The organism is Natrialba sp. SSL1 (assembly GCF_001861355.1).
In the GTDB taxonomy this organism is placed as follows: Archaea; Halobacteriota; Halobacteria; order Halobacteriales; family Natrialbaceae; genus Natrialba.
The window spans coordinates 19750-37182 of sequence record NZ_MASN01000052.1 but is presented as its reverse complement, the minus strand read 5'-3'; the positions used below and the strand labels follow the sequence as shown (position 1 = coordinate 37182).

The 17433-nt window shown below is 63.3% G+C and carries 14 protein-coding genes and 1 tRNA gene; 6 read left to right on the top strand and 9 right to left on the bottom strand.

Features of this window, described 5'->3' with window-relative positions:
* Positions 1–17 precede the first annotated feature (17 nt).
* A complete protein-coding gene (locus BBD46_RS17450; protein WP_071403165.1) occupies positions 18–1109 on the bottom strand; it encodes a TrmB family transcriptional regulator in 1092 nt (363 codons plus the stop codon).
* A 157-nt stretch (positions 1110–1266) separates the two neighbouring features.
* On the opposite strand from BBD46_RS17450, the gene BBD46_RS17445 reads away from it, so the two are divergent.
* Entirely contained in the window at positions 1267–3405 is a 2139-nt protein-coding gene (locus tag BBD46_RS17445; protein ID WP_071402961.1) for a glucan 1,4-alpha-glucosidase, read from the top strand.
* A 119-nt stretch (positions 3406–3524) separates the two neighbouring features.
* Here the strand turns inward: BBD46_RS17445 and BBD46_RS17440 are convergent, their stop codons facing one another.
* Positions 3525–4664, bottom strand: a complete 1140-nt coding sequence (locus tag BBD46_RS17440) for an ABC transporter ATP-binding protein (RefSeq protein ID WP_071403164.1) — start codon at positions 4662–4664, stop codon at positions 3525–3527.
* A gap of 262 nt (positions 4665–4926) precedes the next feature.
* On the opposite strand from BBD46_RS17440, the gene BBD46_RS17435 reads away from it, so the two are divergent.
* From BBD46_RS17435 to BBD46_RS17425, 3 genes are read left to right on the top strand one after another with little or no spacing between them, the layout of a single operon-like run.
* Positions 4927–6123, top strand: a complete 1197-nt coding sequence (locus BBD46_RS17435) for an extracellular solute-binding protein (RefSeq protein WP_171908244.1) — start codon at positions 4927–4929, stop codon at positions 6121–6123.
* 38 nt (positions 6124–6161) lie between these two features.
* Positions 6162–7196: a carbohydrate ABC transporter permease gene (locus BBD46_RS17430; protein ID WP_071402959.1), complete on the top strand. Its 1035-nt coding sequence runs from the start codon at positions 6162–6164 to the stop codon at positions 7194–7196.
* Complete coding sequence (locus BBD46_RS17425; RefSeq protein ID WP_071402958.1) at positions 7193–8173, top strand: sugar ABC transporter permease; 981 nt, start codon at positions 7193–7195, stop codon at positions 8171–8173. The genes BBD46_RS17430 and BBD46_RS17425 overlap by 4 nt, the downstream gene beginning before the upstream one ends.
* A 78-nt stretch (positions 8174–8251) precedes the next feature.
* Here the strand turns inward: BBD46_RS17425 and BBD46_RS17420 are convergent, their stop codons facing one another.
* The 4 genes from BBD46_RS17420 to BBD46_RS17405 all read right to left on the bottom strand — a co-directional run bounded on the left by BBD46_RS17420 (position 8252) and on the right by BBD46_RS17405 (position 13906).
* Positions 8252–10507 (bottom strand): alpha-amylase family glycosyl hydrolase, encoded by a 2256-nt coding sequence (locus BBD46_RS17420; protein ID WP_071402957.1) that lies wholly within the window; start codon positions 10505–10507, stop codon positions 8252–8254.
* A 46-nt stretch (positions 10508–10553) separates the two neighbouring features.
* Complete coding sequence (locus BBD46_RS17415; RefSeq protein ID WP_071402956.1) at positions 10554–11792, bottom strand: mandelate racemase/muconate lactonizing enzyme family protein; 1239 nt, start codon at positions 11790–11792, stop codon at positions 10554–10556.
* 167 nt (positions 11793–11959) lie between these two features.
* Positions 11960–13291, bottom strand: a complete 1332-nt coding sequence (locus BBD46_RS17410; RefSeq protein ID WP_071402955.1) for an alanyl-tRNA editing protein — start codon at positions 13289–13291, stop codon at positions 11960–11962.
* Positions 13292–13381: 90 nt separating this feature from the next.
* The gene (locus tag BBD46_RS17405) at positions 13382–13906 is read right to left on the bottom strand and encodes a helix-turn-helix domain-containing protein (RefSeq protein WP_071402954.1); all 525 of its coding nucleotides are present in this window, start codon (positions 13904–13906) and stop codon (positions 13382–13384) included.
* A 141-nt stretch (positions 13907–14047) separates the two neighbouring features.
* On the opposite strand from BBD46_RS17405, the gene BBD46_RS17400 reads away from it, so the two are divergent.
* Both BBD46_RS17400 and BBD46_RS17395 read left to right on the top strand, forming a co-directional pair.
* A tRNA-Leu gene (locus tag BBD46_RS17400) sits at positions 14048–14132 on the top strand.
* 242 nt (positions 14133–14374) lie between these two features.
* A complete protein-coding gene (locus BBD46_RS17395; protein WP_071402953.1) occupies positions 14375–14938 on the top strand; it encodes a DUF420 domain-containing protein in 564 nt (187 codons plus the stop codon).
* Positions 14939–14994: 56 nt separating this feature from the next.
* Here the strand turns inward: BBD46_RS17395 and BBD46_RS22775 are convergent, their stop codons facing one another.
* The 3 genes from BBD46_RS22775 to BBD46_RS17385 all read right to left on the bottom strand — a co-directional run bounded on the left by BBD46_RS22775 (position 14995) and on the right by BBD46_RS17385 (position 17433).
* Positions 14995–15138, bottom strand: a complete 144-nt coding sequence (locus tag BBD46_RS22775) for a hypothetical protein (RefSeq protein WP_006652051.1) — start codon at positions 15136–15138, stop codon at positions 14995–14997.
* A gap of 115 nt (positions 15139–15253) precedes the next feature.
* Positions 15254–16726 (bottom strand): amidophosphoribosyltransferase, encoded by a 1473-nt coding sequence (purF, locus tag BBD46_RS17390; protein WP_071402952.1) that lies wholly within the window; start codon positions 16724–16726, stop codon positions 15254–15256.
* Between the two features lie 146 nt (positions 16727–16872).
* Positions 16873–17433 carry a hypothetical protein gene (locus BBD46_RS17385; RefSeq protein WP_071402951.1) on the bottom strand — a complete coding sequence of 187 codons (561 nt, stop codon included), beginning with the start codon at positions 17431–17433 and terminating at the stop codon, positions 16873–16875.

The following is a 17433-nucleotide window of genomic DNA, read 5'->3' as shown; positions in this document are numbered from 1 at the left end:
ACTCACAGCCGACTCTATTACTCGCCGGTCAGTTCGCGGAGCGTCACCGACTCGGCCTCGAAGTCCTCGAGGAACGCGCCGGTGCCGCCGATCGTGTAGCGCTCGGTCGCGCCGTCTCGGTCGTCTGTAACCTCGATGGTGAACGAGTTCTCGATCGGAACGGACGACGTCTCCGGGCGAACGAGACTCTGACGCACGTCGACGACTCGGCCGGTGAGCGTTCCCGGGGCAGTCGAGGTGTCTCCGTCCCCAACGGGAGTACCGGTCACCGCTGCTTCGAGTGCGGTATCCGTCGCGCGGTGGAGTGCAATCTGGAACACGGCGTTCCGGAAGCCGTCGTAGGTTTCGGGCAGCGCGCGCGGCGTCGTCACGTAGCGCTCCTCGGCGGTCGGCCAGTAGTTCGCCAGAAACGAGCCCGCGAGCACCGGTACAAGCTGTTCTTGCGAGAGCGCAATCGCGCGCGTATCGCTCGTCGAACTCGTAAGCAGCTGACTCGGCGCGAGCAGGCCGTGCTGGCGGTCTACGGTGAGCATCGTTGGCACCAACGCGTCCCACGTCCGCACCGTACTCGCTGCGCCCGCAAGCGAGGCGATATCCTGTTCATCGCCACCCGTTGCACCGAGCAGAAGGAGCACGAGGACGCCGCGGTCGACGGTCTCCTCGAGCGTCGATCGAATCTGGGGGAGGATGCTGACGGGAATAGAGAGCGTCACTTCGGTATCGGCGCTCGCGAGCAGTTCCTCGAGTCGCTTGACGACGGTCTGGCGGGACTTGATCACCTCGAACTGCTCGCCGGTGCGTTCGGTCGCGGTGTAGCGTTCCCGGAGTTCGGGCTCGATGTCTTCGACGCTCCGGGTGAGTCGGTCGACGACGGTTTCGGGATCGACGGGTCTGATCACGGTCGGCACGGCATGGTCGTCGACCTCGACGAAGCCGCGGTTCTCGAGTTCCTCGCTGATGCTGTAGACGTAGCGCTTCGAGACGTCGGCGGCGTCGGCGATAGTGCTCGCCTTCGACGCGCCGTGGTCGAGAATCGCGAGGTAGGTGTCGATTTCCTTGTCAGAGAGTCCGAACCGTTCGAGGAGGTCGGCGAGCCCGTCAGTATCCATGAGTATACAGTACATCACGGATTGCGACGGTGCGTGAAAAAGTTTCACGGTTGCGCCGGACTCTCAAGCCGGTTACGGCCTCCAGGCGAGAACTCGAAAAGTGAGATTACATTTTACAACAAACTTTAATCGGTGGGGGTTGTAGTCGTTCGTCACGATGAAACTTCACAGCGCCCTGAACGACGTCAAGCGCTCACGGGGTGACGACCGCCGATTCCCCGGCGAGCGCCGGTCGACGACGGGCCGCTTCTCCGGCTTCGACGACAGGCTCGTCCACGTCGCACCGAACGGCGCGCTCAGTGACTACTCCTACCCGCTCTCGGGACTGGTTGGTATCGATCACTCGCGGTTCGGTCTCGAACTTGACGGCACACTCTACTGGCTCGACGAACCGGGCGACCAGCGCTACGTCGACGACACAGCGCTCGTGGAGACGACACACCAGGTCGCCGGCCACACGCTCACCCAGTACGATCTCACGCTCGGCCGCCTCCATCTCACACACTTCTCTCTCTCTACCGACGACGAGCACGACGACGCCGACCCGGACGCGACCCTCCACGCCTGCGTCGCCTTCGCCCCCGAAGACCGCGTCAGCCGCATCGGCCAGTTGCTCCACGGCGACGCCGTCGAAGTCCACCACGACCGCGAACACGACTTCCTGACCGCCGCGACCGACATCGAGGTCACCGGCCAGATCCCCGCGACATTTGCGGAGCTACTCGAGTCCGAGCCGACTGAACTCCCCCGCGGTGAGGACGACGGCCGGTACGAGGAGGCGCAACTGAGCCCGATCACGCTGGCCGAAGTCGAGCTCTCGGGATCGGATGCCTCGACGACCGTGGCGACGTTACTCGCCGATTTGGAGGGGGGTGACGAGTCACGAACTGGCGCGCTCAAACGCGCCCGCGCCGGCGCTGCGGAGCACGCGACTCGTGACGCACTCCTCAAGGCGGCTCAGGCACAGGCCGAAACCGCGTTCGAAGGCGTTCGAGCGGCGACAGACGACGGCGAGACCGTCGATATCGCCGATCCGATCGCCGACTTGCGAACGTTGCGCCTGCTTCGCGCGCCAACCGGGGCGCGCATTGCCGGTCCCGAGTTCGACCCGTTCTACCGCTACTCGGGCGGCTACGGCTACACGTGGTTCCGCGACGATGCCGAAATCGCCGGCTTCCTGCTCGCGGCTGATCAACGTGCCGGGCTCGGCCTCGAGCAGTGGCACCGCCAGAGCGCACACTTCTACACCACGAGCCAGCTCGCAGACGGAACCTGGCCCCACCGCGTCTGGCCGCGAAACGGACGGCTCGCACCCGGCTGGGCACACGGCCGCATCGAGGAAGCCGTTGACTCGACGGATTACCAGGCCGACCAGACCGCAAGCGTCGCGTCCTATCTCGCGACGTACCTCCGCACCGTCGACGCCGACGACGAGCAGGTCCGGGAGGCGCTCGTCGCCGCACTCGACGGCCTCGACGCGACGCTCGGCGAGGACGGCCTGCCGGAGCGCGTCCAGAACGCCTGGGAGAACATGACCGGCCGGTTCACCCACACCGCCGCGACGTTCCTCGAGGCCTATGCAGCAATCGCCCGCGCTCCCATCGCGGACGAGCACCGCGAACGCGCACGGGAACGGGCGCACACCGTCTACAGCGCGCTCGACGATCTCTGGGTCGCCGACCGCGGCTGCTACGCGCTCCGACTCGACGACGGCGACCTGGACGAGCGCCTCGACGGCAGCACCTTCGCGCTTGCTGCAGCCCACCGCGAGTTCGACGTACTCGAGCGCGAACAGTCAAACACTGACGGAACTGGCGAAAATGCTGATGTCGGCGTCGACGCTGACCGACTCGCCCGACTAGTAACCCATATCGAAACGACCATCGACGGACTCTACCGCGATCCCGAGGGGCCACTCGAGGGCATCGCTCGCTTCGAGGACGACCCGTGGCGCGTCGACGACCAGGCTGACGCCAAGATCTGGTCCGTGACGACGGCGTGGGGAGCACACGCCGCGGCCGAGATTGGGTCGCTGCTCGCCGCACACGACCACGAGGCCGCCTCGCGATTCGACGAGCGGGCGCGGGAGCTACTTGCACTCGTCGAACCGGGCGGACAGCTCCGACGCGATGGTGAGTACCTTCCCGAGCAGTTCTTCGACGACGGGACGGCCGATAGCGCGACGCCGCTTGGTTGGCCGCACGCACTGCGACTCGCGACGGCGGCGGAGCTAGCGACGGTCGAGCAGGAGCCGGCGTCAGCGATGAACTCGGATCGCGCGCCGGTGCAGGACTGACAGGGTCTCGGTTTCGTGTTTTCGGTGACTCGCTGCTGATCGGTCGGCAGACGATTCGAACAAAGAGCGCTTCGTCTTGCGGTTTTTCGAAGTGAATCTCGGCTCGTCGATCCGCCCCGTTACGGCGCTGTCGCCGGCTTGGACTCCGGATCGCGACCGAGGATTTCCGCGCCGGTTTCGACGTCGAACAGGTGGATGTCCGACTCGTCGAAGGTGATCGAAACCGTCTCACCGGCGTCGAGATCGACGTCGGATGGCACGCGAGCGATGAACTCCGGGCCGACGTCGAGATGGAGGAAGTTGTCCGACCCGACCGGTTCGACGACATCGACCCCAGCCGAGATCGTGTTCGCTGGCTGGCCGCGTGCGATTTCGACGTTCTCCGGTCGAATGCCAAGCGTGTAGCTGTCCATGCCGAGTGCCGCGTCGTTCGCGGTGGCGTACGCTGCGGACAGCGTGAACGAGAAGTCGCCGTCGGCGTCGGTTAGCTGGAGTCCGTCGCTGACCTGGTCGACGGTGACGTCGATGAAGTTCATCGACGGCGAGCCGATAAAGCCGCCGACGAACTTGTTCGTGGGGTTCTCGTAGACGTCGGTCGGTGCGCCCTGCTGTTGGAGTTCGCCGTCGTTCAGGATGACGATGCGATCGCCCATCGTCATCGCCTCGTGCTGGTCGTGCGTGACGTAGACCGCCGTAATGCCGAGTTCGTCCTGCAGGCGCTGGATCTCGGCCCGCATGGTCGTTCGGAGTTTGGCATCCAGATTACTCAGCGGCTCGTCGAACAGGAACAGGTCGGGCTCTCTGACGATTGCGCGCCCGAGTGCGACGCGCTGTTTCTGTCCACCCGAGAGCTCGTCGGGTTTGTCCTCGAGTAGGTTCTCGATATCCATCATCTCGGCGGTCTCGACGACGCGCCGTTCGCGCTCGTCCGCGTCGAGGTCGGTGCTCATCCGGAGCCCGAACGCCATGTTCTCGAAGACGCTCTTGTGCGGGTACAGCGCGTAGTTCTGGAACACCATCGCGACGTCCCGGTTCTTAGCATGCACGTCGGTGACGTCCTCGTCGCCGATCTCGATCCGACCGCTGGTCGGCTCCTCGAGTCCGGCCAGCATTCGAAGTGTCGTTGTCTTCCCACAGCCGGAGGGACCGACGACGGTGACGAACTCGCCGTCCTCGATTTCGAGGTTCAGATCGTCGACCGCGACGACCGTTCCAACGTCGTATTCCTTTCGGAGCGATTCGACCCTGACACGTGCCATTTCCGTGTTCGTTCGGTGAGCGAACATAAAGTCCTTTCCCAAAATCAGAGATGTTAGAAGAAATATTACACCACTAATTACAGTTCGATGGGTTGTGAGCTGGACTGAGTCGCTGTGTTCATCCGTCTCCGTTTCCGACGAGTAGCCAATTCGCGCGTACGAAACGGGCGCATGCGGGTCGCTTTCGGTCGGCAACCCGGGATACGGGATCCTAACAATTAAATATATGAAGATATAATTCATCACTGTTTCCACCATGCCAATGCAACGCAGGCAAGTCCTCGCGGGGATCGGGGGGGCCACGATGCTGACGGTCGCAGGATGTCTCGGCGACGAAGACCAGGGAACGACGCTCTGGAACGAGTTCGAAGATGCCGAGGAGGAGACGCTCGAAGAGCATCTCGAAGCGTTCAACGAGGGTCGCGAGAACGAGATCAGCGCGGACAACATCGCCGACATGGAAGACCAGCTCGAGACGGCGATTCCAGCCGGCGACGGGCCGGCGACGTTCGCATGGGCCCACGACTGGCTCGGGCGCTACCACGACCAGGAGTTCGGCTACGACGCGAGTGGCGACCTGAATATCGACCTCGAGAGCGAGTATACCGCTGACGCCGTCGAGGCGGTCCAGTGGGATGGCCACACCTACGGCCTCCCCTTCGCATCCGAGACGGTGACGCTCATGTACAATCCGGACCTGGTCGACGAGCCGCCGGAGACACTCGAGGAGATGGTCGAGATCATGGACGATTACCACGATCCTGCCAACAACCAGTGGGGACTCTCGTACCCGCCGGTCGATCCGTACTTCGTGAGCGGCTTCCTGCACGCCTTCGGCGGTCGAATCTTCCACGAGGACACCGGCGAGCTCGGTATCGAAGACGACGAGTTCATCGAGGGTCTCGAACTGCTCCAGGATAACCTCTGGGAGTACGTGCCGTCTGATCCGGAATACGGGTCACAGATGGCTCCGTTCAACGACGGCAACGCGCCGTTCGCGATCAACGGACCGTGGCAGGTCGGTGGCTTCCGTGACGCCGGTGTCGACGCGACGCTCGCGCCGCTGCCGGACGTCGACGGCGGTTCGCCGACGCCCTACACGGGCATTCAGGTCTGGTACTTCACCTCGGGGCTCGACGGCGCAGACGAGGAGACACTCGAGACGACCATCGACTGGGCGGAGTGGTACACGACCAACGAGGACGTGATCGTCGACAACGCCGAACGACACGGCCTGATTCCGGTCCACCAGGAGTACGCAGAGAGCGCGGACCTCGGTGAGGACGTCGAGACCTTCGTCGAGACCGTCGAGATGGGGACGCCGATGCCGGCCGACCCACGGATGGACCTCGTGTTCACGCCACTTGAGGAGGCACTCGAGCGCGTGTTCAACGAGAGCGAAGAGCCGGCCGAAGCGATGGAAGCGGCAGCCGAAGAGATCCGCGGTCGCTGGGACTAACCGTCGTCGGTCCCAGCTGTAGTTAGTACCTTCACGCCATGTCTACGTCATTCCTCGATCGCGTGTCTGCGGAGAGTCAGCGGTTGCTCCCGTTCGATACGCGCAACCTCAACCTGTTTGGGCTCTTGCTCGTCGCACCGGGTGCGGTGTTGTTCCTGTCGTTCATGCTGTTCCCGATCGCGTTTCTGGTCTATCTCTCGATGACCGACGCGACCCACGCAGGAACCGTCATCGGTGGCGACACGAACTTCGTCGGGTTCGACAACTACGTCGACCTCTTTACCGATAGTCAGTTCTGGACGTCCTTCGGGATAACCTGGCTGTTCCTGGCAGTGAGCCTGGTAATCAAGATCGTCGTCGGACTCGGCCTCGCGATGTTGTTGACGCATGCTCGCGTCGTCGGGAAGCGATACATGCGAGCGATTGTCATCATCCCGATGGGGCTCCCGGCGATTTTCATCATCACCGTCTGGCGCGGGATGTTCAGCGGTGCCAGATTCGGTCCGTTCAACGAACTGTTAGCGACGTACAACAGCGCCGTCACGACGCTTGCGGGCGTCGTCGACCAGGCGCTATTCTTCGTCGCCGTGTCGGTGCCGGAATTTCTGCTCGTGGACATGCCAGTGAGCTGGCTCAGCGGTCGCTGGAGTGCATTTATGGCGTACGTCACGACGGAGGTCTGGCTGGCGTATCCGTTCATGGTGATCATCATCGTGAGTGCGCTGCAGGACGTTCCGATGGAGCTACACGACGCAGCCAAGGTCGACGGTGCGGGGTACCTCCACCGGTTCGTTCACGTGACGCTTCCAGCGGTCAAGCGGCCGGTCATGTTCGCATCGATCCTGACCGCCGCGACCTCGTTCCAGCAGTTCCTCATCCCGTGGATCTTCAACTCGGGTGGTCCGTCACGCCAGAACGAGTTGCTTATCGTCTACGGTTATCGAGAGGCAATCGAACTCAATCAGTACGCCTACGCGTCTGCAATCATGGTCACCGCAATCGCATTCGTCGGTCTGTTCATGTGGCTCGCCGTCAGAAAGGGTAACCTCGCGGAGGGGGTGGATTCCGCATGATCGCGGTTGTCGCCCTCCTCGCGAACGTCATCGGCATGCTCACGACCTGGGTACACCAGAAGGTGACATGGCCGATGCGGGTCGCCAGAACGACCAGACTGACGCTCGAGCAGGTCCGAACCGGAAAGCGAAGCGTTCGCGACCTCGCCAAGACAGTGGCCGGGACCGCTGGTGCGATTGCCGTCCTCGTCGTGCTCATGTTCCCGATCTACTGGATCTTCACGGCCTCGCTCTCCGAGGGTGCGGGACTGATGAGCACCGAGGGCGTCTTCGCGGATCCGTCGACGTACAATCTCGATGCCTACCGCTGGGTGCTGTTCGAGTCGTCCTTCACGGACGCGCTGCTCAACAGCCTAATCGTCGTCTTCGTGACCGTCTCGGTCTCGATGTCGGTCGTTGTCCCCGGCGCGTACGCACTCTCACGCCACGAGTTCCGCGGCCGGAAGAAGATCCTCTACGGCTACGTCCTGTTCACGCAGGTCGGTGCGGGGCTGTCGATTGCGACGCTCATCGCACTCTACGTGTTGTTCGTCAACTTCGGCCTGAGTAACAACCTGCTCGTGCTCGGGTTGTTCTACGCCGCAGGCGCAATTCCGTTCAACACGTGGCTACTCAAGACGTTCATGGACAACATTCCGGTCTCCTACGAGGAGGCTGCCGTCATCGACGGTGCGGGGCGCTGGGAGGTCATCCGCGAGGTGATCCTGCCGCTCTCGAAGCCCGGGATCGCCGTCGTGCTGGTCTTTACCTTCCTCGCGGGTTGGAACGAGTTCATTGTCGCACGAACGCTACTCAGTCCCGAGAACTACACGCTCTCGGTCGAACTCTACGCGCTCGCAACGGCCGGTCAGTACGACACGCCGTGGACTCAGTTCTCGGCGTTCGCGATCCTGTTCGCGATGCCCGTCGCACTGATCTACTTCTTCGCCCAGAGCTACGTCGAGAGCGGACTCTCCTTTGGCGGGATGGAAGGCTAACGGCTGCAATCCGCCGCTCGAGTCACGTTTTTATCGACTTACACAACATCTCCAGGAACCAACAACCCGCCAGCAGCGCTACTCAATACCCGGTCCCGTGGACTCGAGTACCACCGCCGAATCGACAGTCACTGTTCGCTCCCATTCAGATCCGTCTCCGCCGCTCTCGTTGACCACCTGCTCGCCAGAGAGCAGATCCGGTCCCGAAACGCGCTCGTTCACCCGCACCGTCGTCGGCTCCGGGCTGAAATTGAGGACGACGAGGACGCGCTCTGGTCCGTCCTCGGCGTCCGCTTGATCCGCCTGCACCGCCCGATCCGCCGTCGATGCGTCACGCGCGTACGCAACTGCATACTTCGTCGACGCTTCGTAGGCCACCCGCTCGAGTGCCGCCGCACGCTGGAGCGCCGGCACTGACTGACGAAGATCCAGGAGTTGGTGGTAGTACTCGAGTAGCGCCGCATCGAACGAACCCCAGTTCATGGGTTCGCGGCGCTCGGTGAGACCGGTTTCCTGACCGTAGTAGAGCATCGGCGAGCCGGGAAGTGTGAAGGTCGCGGCGGCAGCGGCCTGCTGTGCGCCGCGTCCGTGTTCGGCGAGGAAGCGGTCGGTGTCGTGGTTTTCGACGTAAAGGAGCCACTCCGAGTCGGGGTGTGCGCCGCGACGTGCTCGTTCCGCGACGGCGTCGAGGATGGCGCTGGCGCCGTCGCTGGCGTCGACGGACATGTCGGAGAAGGTGTCGGCGACGGCGTCTTCGGTGTCTGTGTCGCTGTTTTCTGTTTCTGCGTCCGCTTCTTCGTTTTCCCCTTCTCTTCGCCATTCCCCCTCAACTCGATCAGCGTCGTCGGCCTCATCTCGAGATACAGCCGCCGTGGCAACCGACTCGAGTGTATCGTGCAGCACGTCGTCGTGATGCATGTGGAATCGGCCGCCGCCCATCTCGACGTCCGACGGGATGGTTTCATCGAGCAGGAAGAACTCCGCGTCGTACCGGCGCAGTCGGTCGGAAACCTCCGTCCAGAAGCCAAGCGGGACGCCCCAGGCGACGTCCGTGCGGAAGCCGTCGACCAGCGGGGCCCAGAAGTCGATCACCTCGAGTAAGTACGCGCGCATGGCTGGGTTGCTGTGATCGAGATTCGGGATCCCCTCCCAGCCGAAGTAGGTGTCCGCGTTTCGCTCCTCGAAGTCCTCCCAGCGGTACCAGTCGCGGTAGCGCTCGTGCCCTGGATGGGAGTCGTCGACGGCGGCCTGATAGAACGGATGCGTATCCCCGGTGTGGTTGATCACCAAGTCGAAAACGACCCGGATGTCGTGGTCGTGGCAGGTCTCGACCAGCGCCTCGAAATCGGCCATCGAACCCAGATCAGAGTCAACGCTGAGGTAATCGTCCGTGTGATAGCCGTGGGGTCCGCCCTGACTATCCGGCGTGCCGAAGCCGCGGTCCGTCTCGAGCATCGGTGTGAGCCAGAGCACGTCGATACCGAGGTCGGCGAGGTGGTCGACCCGATCCGCGATCGTCTCGAAGGTCGGGTCGTCCTGGTCCGGGAACCGACGCGTGAACATTTCGTAGACGATCGCGTCTTCGACCCAGGACGGGGGTTCGAAGGGGCGCTCGGGTTGGACACGGTCAGCGCCGGGTGCTGAATCGAGTTCCACTGCGTCAGGAATCGAATATCGGCCGTCGTCGGTAACCGCAACCGCGTAAACGCGGACGGGGTACTCGAGTTCCCGCTCGACGAGTTCGTCTGTGCGAATCCCGTTCTGTTCGTCCAACTCGAGTGCGCTCCGATCGTCGACGTAGTATTCGACGGTCAGGTCTGTTTGGGTTCCGTCCTCGTCGTCCACTGCAGCGTCGCTTCCCGCCAGTTTCGCCGTCGCGTCAAACTGTATTCGATCCGGGTCTTGATCCTGTACCTGGTCCCGATCCTGATTCGGGTCCCGATCCGCGTCAACGGTTGCCTCGAGTCGGACCTGCGGACGCGGCCGTTCGCCCCCGCCCCCGTCGTCCTGCTTCGGAAACGCACGAACTGTGAGTTCGTGCTTGCCGTCGGAAGCCTCGAGAACGAGCCTGTACTCGCCGGGAACGTCGGGGACGAACTCCGCGATTGGTGCGTCGGTGGGGGTAGCAGTCGAACCCTCTGGCGCGTCTGCGACGTGCCAGGCATAGTCGCCGTCGGGATTTCGGTCGAGATTCCACGGCGCGAGTTCGTCGCGCGTCTCCATCTCGTGCCCGTTCGGGTTGATCAGTCCCTCGCCGACGGTGACGAAACGCGGCGGGCCGGGATGGTGGGAACCGTCGCCGCTTTCGAGCCTGTCGGTGTGTTCGCGAGCCATACCTCCGATACGCGCGGCGGTTGTATAGTTATGGTGTACTATTACATCACGATTCGTCGAAGAGTTCTTCACCGTCGACCATACGCTCCGACACAGCGTCCATATCGAGTGTGACGCCCAGTCCCGGCTCCTCCGGCACCTCGATGTAGCCGTCTTCGATCACGTCCTCCTCAACTACGTCCGCCCACCAGCCCAGTTCGTAGGAGTGGTACTCGAGTGCCAGCGAGTTCGAGATCGAGGCGGCGACGTGGACGCCGCCCATGGTTGCAATCGGAGAGGCGACGTTGTGCATGGCGACGGGCATGTAGTAGAGATCCGCGAGGTCGGCGATCTTCTGTGTCTCGCGCATGCCGCCGACCTTCGGCATGTCGGGGGCGATAATATCGACAGCCTGTTCCTCGATGAGTCGGCGCTGGCCGTGGGTTCGGTAGACGTTCTCGCCGGCGGCGATCGGTGTCGACGTCTGGTGGGAAATCTCGCGCTGGACATCGTGGTTCTCCGGCGGGACGGGATCTTCGAGCCACCAGACGTCGTACTCCTCGAGCCGCCTGGCGAGGCGTTTTGCGCTGCCACCGGAGAACGTCCAGTGACAGTCGAAGGCCACGTCGGCTCGCGAGCCGACGCGCTCGGTGACAGCCTCGACGATGCTCGCTTTGTGCTCGATTTCGGGTTCGCGAAGGTGGCGGTTCGCGCGGTCCTTCTCGTGACCCGAGGGCACGTCGAGGTCGAATTTGAGGGCGTCGTACCCCAGTTCGTCTACGACGCGCTCGGCTTCGTCCGCGCAGGCGATCGGATCGGCTTCTTCTTCGGTGTGGCAGTCGCAGTAGACGCGGATATCGTCGCGGTACTTCCCACCCAACAACTGGTACGCCGGCACGTCGAGCACTTTGCCGGCCAGATCGTGAAGTGCGATTTCGATCCCCGAGATTGCCGTCACGGTGACACCGCCAATCGAGCCCTCACCAGACATCTTCTGGACGAGGTGCTCGGTGAGCCGGTCGATATCCAGCGGGTTTTCGCCACGGAGAAAGGGTGCCATGCGCTCGATGAGCTCCGGCGCGCCCGCACCCCAGTAGGCCTCGCCGGTGCCGACGATGCCCGCGTCGGTGTAGATTCGGACGAGCGTCCACGGAAAGTTGCCGTCGACCATCGTCGTCTGCACGTCGGTGATCTCGAGATCCCGATCGCCGCCACGCTCGCGCGTCACACCCATCGTCTCCGCCGAAAGTTCGCGCATCGTGTACTCAGCGTTCGGATCGCGAAGCTGCGAGTAATCGATTCCCATCGGGGCGTGTACACCGATGACGGGCATAATGCTGGGGGCACCAGCGCTCAGTTCGTTGGCACAGTCGCCTCGGAGACGACAAATCCGAAGCCGAATCCAAATCTGGACCCAGATCTGAATGGCAACACAAACGTAACCCAACCAAAACCGAAGTCTCAGCCAAAACCCTACTGGAACTCGACCGACTCGAGTACGTCCCGAATCTCGTCCTCGTCTGGCAACTCGGCAAAGCCACCAGCCTGTGCGAGCGCATCGGAGCCGCCGCCACCGCCGCCGAATTCGGCCGTCAGAGCGTCGATTACCGCGCTAGCCGAAATCGTCTCCTGTGCGTCTTCGGCTACACTCGCGACCGCGTACGGTGAGCCAGCCGAACCCGAAATGACGACGACGGCTGCCCGGTCACCTGCTTCGTCACGTGCGATTTCGCCCGCGTCGTTCGCGTCGATACCTGTGCTCTCGCCGCCTTCTCCACCGGCCGCGACGGCCAGCCACTCGAGTCCGTCCCGTTCGAACGAGTCGGCGGACTCGAGTTGGTGGTCGACCAGGTCGCGTTGGAGTGTCTGTACCTCGGCGGCGAGGTCGTCGCGTTCGTCCTGCAGGCGAGCCAGTTCGTCGCCGACCTCCTCGAGGGGAACGCCGAGTTCCTGGCGTGCGGTGAGTGCGACGGCCTTCTCCTCGCGCCGGCGGTCGATAGCCGTCGGGCCGACGCTGAACTCGACGCGCGTCATGCCTTCGCCGGGGTTCGATCGTCCGAGGACGGTGACGGGGCCGATTTCGCGCGTGTTTCGGACGTGCGTGCCGCCACAGGCGGCGATGTCCCAGGGCTCTGCCGAACCGTCGGTGCTCGTGGTGACGGTCGGCCCGGCAGACGATCTGTTTCGCGCACGTGTGCCGTTGCCGCCGTTTTCGTCCGCGCCGCCGATCGTGACGATGCGGACGCGGCCCTTCTGGAACGCGCCGTCCTCGGTGGCCTCGTTGAACGCGATATCTTCGCGCTCGCGTGCGTCGGCCACCGGGATGTCCTCCCAGGAAACAGGACGGGACTCCCAGACGGCTCTGTTCACGAGCGAGTCGAGTTCGAGCAGCGTCTCATCGTCGAGTTCACTGGTCGTCTCGAGGTCGACACGGACCTTCTCCTCGCCGATGTCGAAGCCGCCGTAGCCGAGGTCGTCGAGGAGCCGGCGGCCGGCTCCGTAGAGGGCGTGGCTGGCCGTGTGTGCACGCATGCAGTACATCCGGAACGACCAGTCGATCGAACAGAGGACGCGCTGGCCGGCCCGGAACGACGGCTCCGCGGCCAATACGTGAACCTGCTCACCGTCCTCGAGTTGGACGTCCTCGACTGCAGTCCCATCAATCGTCCCGCGGTCGGCCGGCTGGCCGCCGCTCTCGCCGTAGAAGTAGCTCGTCTCGAGCCAGACTCGTCGGCCGTCGATCGCCGTCACTTCGGTCTCGAACCGCGTGGCGTACGGCTCCGCTGCCGCCCGTTGCCCACTCATCGGTCTCACTCCGTCGCCTGGTACTAAAAAGCTGCTCGCCGATTGCGAGTGTTCCCTGCTCGGTCTCGATTCCGTTTGATCCCTCCGCTCTCACTCAGCCAGTTCGATATCGAGGTGCTCCTCGAGTGCATCGATCAGCCCGCCGCCGATGCCAGCCTGCGTTGCGCGGCCCTGTTCGACCGCGAGGAGATCCTTCTCGGGGACCTCGAGCTCGTCGGCGAGTTCGGAGCGCTGGAGGCCAGCCTCCTGCCGGGCCTCGGTGAGTTCGTCGCCGTAGTTCGAGACGAGGTACGGCAGCGGGTCGTCGTCGTAGTTCGTGCCGTCTTTCTCCCAGTGCTCGGAGTCGCCGTCCCAGACGGGGTTCGCCTTCGCGACGTTCTGGGCGGCCTTCTGCTTGCGGCTCGGCTCGTCCTGTGAGCGCGACCCGCCCGAGTCCTGCGAGGAGCGTCGGCGACTCGACGTTTGCTGGGTATCATCGTGGGGCGCACAGTCGGGGCAGACCTCGAGTTCCGCACCGGCGACGGACGCCAGCCGCAGGGAGTCGCTTTCGGCACCACAGAGTTCGCAGTTCGTCCCGCCACCGCCGCCGGACGAACCGGTCGAGTATTTAGCCATGGTATGCTTTGGCAATTGCGCCATTTGAAATCTCCGTTCCAATCGGTCCCGTGTGACCCCGCCGCAGACGCAAGCACAAAGGAAAGGGCTTTTATAATCACACTGGATACGATTGAGTGCAGACAAAGAACGAAAACGCGAGCGTGGGTAGCCAAGCCAGGCCAACGGCGCAGCGTTGAGGGCGCTGTCCCGTAGGGGTCCGCCGGTTCGAATCCGGTCCCACGCATCGCATGCGCGGTACATCGTACCGCGAAACGCGAGGCGGTTTCACCGCCGAGCAACACGATGCAGGTGATTTCCCTTCGTGGACATCACCCACGCATAATCCTTTCAGGAAACTACACCAAAGAGCGACAGTGCCAGTGTTGTAATTCGGGAATATCGCAACACCCACTCTCACTCGAGAGCACCGCTGCACGCAAAGTCGATACGCACTTCCTCGTTCCGTCCAACACTCACCTATAGACAATGGAGTACGTCTCGCGCGACCGTGTTACCCCACTCACTGCTGTCCTGAGCGTCGTCTCACTCATCGTCGTCTTTGCTGCCGCAGGCGGCCGCATTCCACAGTCGGCCGTCCCCGCTGCGCCTGGATGGGTACTCGAGTCCATTCCACATCTCAACGTCGTGATCAGCGCGACGGCGATCGCGACGATCGCGGTGGGGTGGCGAGCGATCCGCCGTGGTAACGTGGTTGCACACCGACGGGCGATGCTCGCTTCGTTCGCCCTCTTTGGGGCGTTTCTCACGTTCTACCTCTATCGATTGATCGCGACCGGTGGCCCGGATCCGTTCCCTGGCCCTGAGACGGTTTATCTCACCGTCTACCTGCCGGTTCTGGCGATCCACATCCTCCTCGCAGTCGTCTGTATTCCGCTCGTGTACTATGTGCTGTTGCTGGCGGTTTCGCGCCCGATTTCCGAGCTTCGACAGACGAGCCACGCTCGTATCGGACGAATCGCGGCGAGCCTCTGGCTGATTTCGTTTTCGCTGGGAATCGTGGTGTACGTGCTCGGTCACGTACTGTATTGAGCGATCCTGGTAGAACGATTCTGGGCGTCGACGGAGGAACGCTGTGAGTCCGGGGGCTACGAGATCAGCTCCTGGAAGAAGTCACTGAACAGTATCAGGAACAGTCCAGCGATGATGATCAGTAACAGGAACCCAAAGAAGATGATCGCTGCCTGTCGTCCCGTCAGATTGTGCCCCTCGAGGAACTCGTTTAAGTCCATAGTGAGGTGTTCACGCGTCTCTATGTTAAAATTAGCGCAGCGTTTTGATGACTGTCATATTTCGGCAACAGGCACGGCCGTAGCCGGCCGTAGCCGCCCGTAACCGCCAGCGATCCTAGTCGTCTGCCGACAGCTGCCGGCTGGCGAGTTGCGGTCGCTGGACGTCCCGGTCGGTTTCCTCGCCCTCGATATCGTAGGGGTACTCGCCGGTAACACAGCCCAGACAGAGGTCAAGGCGCTCTTTCCCGAGGACATCTGCGACGGCATCGGTCGAGAGGTACGCCAGGCTGTCGGCGCTGATCGCGTCCCGAATCTCGTCGGTCGACTTGTCCGAGGCGATCAGTTCTTCCCGAGTAGCCATGTCGATTCCCATGTAACACGGGGCGACGATTTCCGGCGCACCGATCCGGACGTGAACCTCTGCCGCACCGCAGTCTTTCAGGAGCTGGACGAGCTGCGTCGAGGTCGTCCCGCGGACGATCGAGTCGTCGATGACGGTGACGGTTTTCCCCTCGATCGTGGACTTGATCGGGTTGAGCTTCAGCCGGACGGCGCGTTCGCGCTCGTCTTGGGTCGGCATGATGAACGTCCGCCCGACGTAGCGGTTCTTCATCAGGCCTTCGGCGAATTCGACGCCGTCATCCTCCTCGGCTCGAATCTCACCGTCGGCGGTCGTCTCGGTCGCCGCGTCGGCGTAGCCCGAGGCGAACGCGCGCCCGGAGTCAGGCACCGGCATGACGACGTCCGTCTCGACGCCGCTTTCCTCCCAGAGCTTGCGCCCGAGGTTCCGGCGCGCCTCGTAGACGAGCGTCTCGTCGATGACGCTGTCCGGGCGCGCGAAGTAGACGTGCTCGAAGAAGCAATGGGCCGTGTTATCCTTCTCGACGAGCTGGTAGGAGTCGAAGCCGTCGCCGTCTTCCTGCAGGACGACGAGTTCGCCCGGCCGAACGTCACGGACCAGTTCGCCGTCGAGCGTGTCGATCGCAGCCGACTCGGAGGCGAGGATGTAGCCGTCCTCGAGTTCGCCGATACAGAGCGGCCGGTTCCCCTGTGGGTCGCGGACGCCGAGGACGGTGTCGTCGTGGCTGATCGTCAGCGCGTAGGAGCCGTGGATGCGCCCCATCGTGCGTTTGACGGCGCGCACGAGGTCTTCTTCCAGGAGGTTGCGCGCGAGGTCGTGTGCGATGACCTCGGTGTCGCCGTCGCTCGTGAACGCGTGGCCGAGGGCGGCCAACTCGTCCCGGATCTCGTCGGCGTTGACGAGGTTGCCGTTGTGCGAGAGGCCGAGCGAGCCGCTCTTGAACGAGACGGAGAAGGGCTGTGCACACGAGGAGTCGACGGAACCGGCGGTCGGATAGCGGACGTGGCCGATCCCGGCCGAGCCGGCGAGTGGATCGAGGTCGCCCTCGCCGAAGACATCGCCGACGAGGCCCATGTCGACGTGGCTGTGCTGCTGGAAGCCGTCGTGCGTGACGATTCCGGCGGACTCCTGGCCGCGGTGCTGGAGTGCGTAGAGCGCGTAGTACAACGGTCGTGCCGCGTCTCGACCGTCCAGTGAGACGCCGACGACGCCGCACTTTTCGGTCATTCCTGTTCGCCGGGGAGTTTCGCCCCGCCCATCAGTCATGCTCGTCCATAGGTGCCCGCCCGGATAAAAATCCCCGTGTTTGTGCGCTCCAGAGACGGTTCATCACACAATATTATACACGAATGTGCATATAGTCGAACAGACCGCTACCTGTACTCGTCGAGATCGACCGTCGCCGACGAAATCGACTCACTCCCCGAGCGAACGTCGACCGTCAACACGTCCTGGTCCTGATGAATCCAGCTCCAGTGCACCTCGATCGCTGCCGTCCCACCGGACTCGAGTGCCACCGCCTCGATCGGCGCGCTCTTTTCGGGATCGTCGTCGAACGTGAGCCCTGCACGGTCGACCGTCAGCGGCTCAGTACCGCGGTTTTCGACGGTGACGACGAACGATTCGACGGCGTGTTTCGTCTGGGCGGACTCGAGTACGAGTTTGACATCGACGATCTCACCTGTCTGTGCAGCCGGGTCAGACCCTCGGTTGGGTTTCGATGGAGACTCCGACGAGCTGTCTGGTTCCGGCGATCCGTCTGTTTCCGCTGACCCGTCCGCTCCGCGGTGGCGCGCGATTACGCGATCCGGTACGTCTTCGAGGTCGAGTTCGACCCAGCGCATTCGGGTGGTGTCGTACTGTCGAACCATCCCGTCGCTGGCACCCGCCTCATCCCAGCCGGAGTACTGCCGTTCGTGACGCCGGTTTGCCAT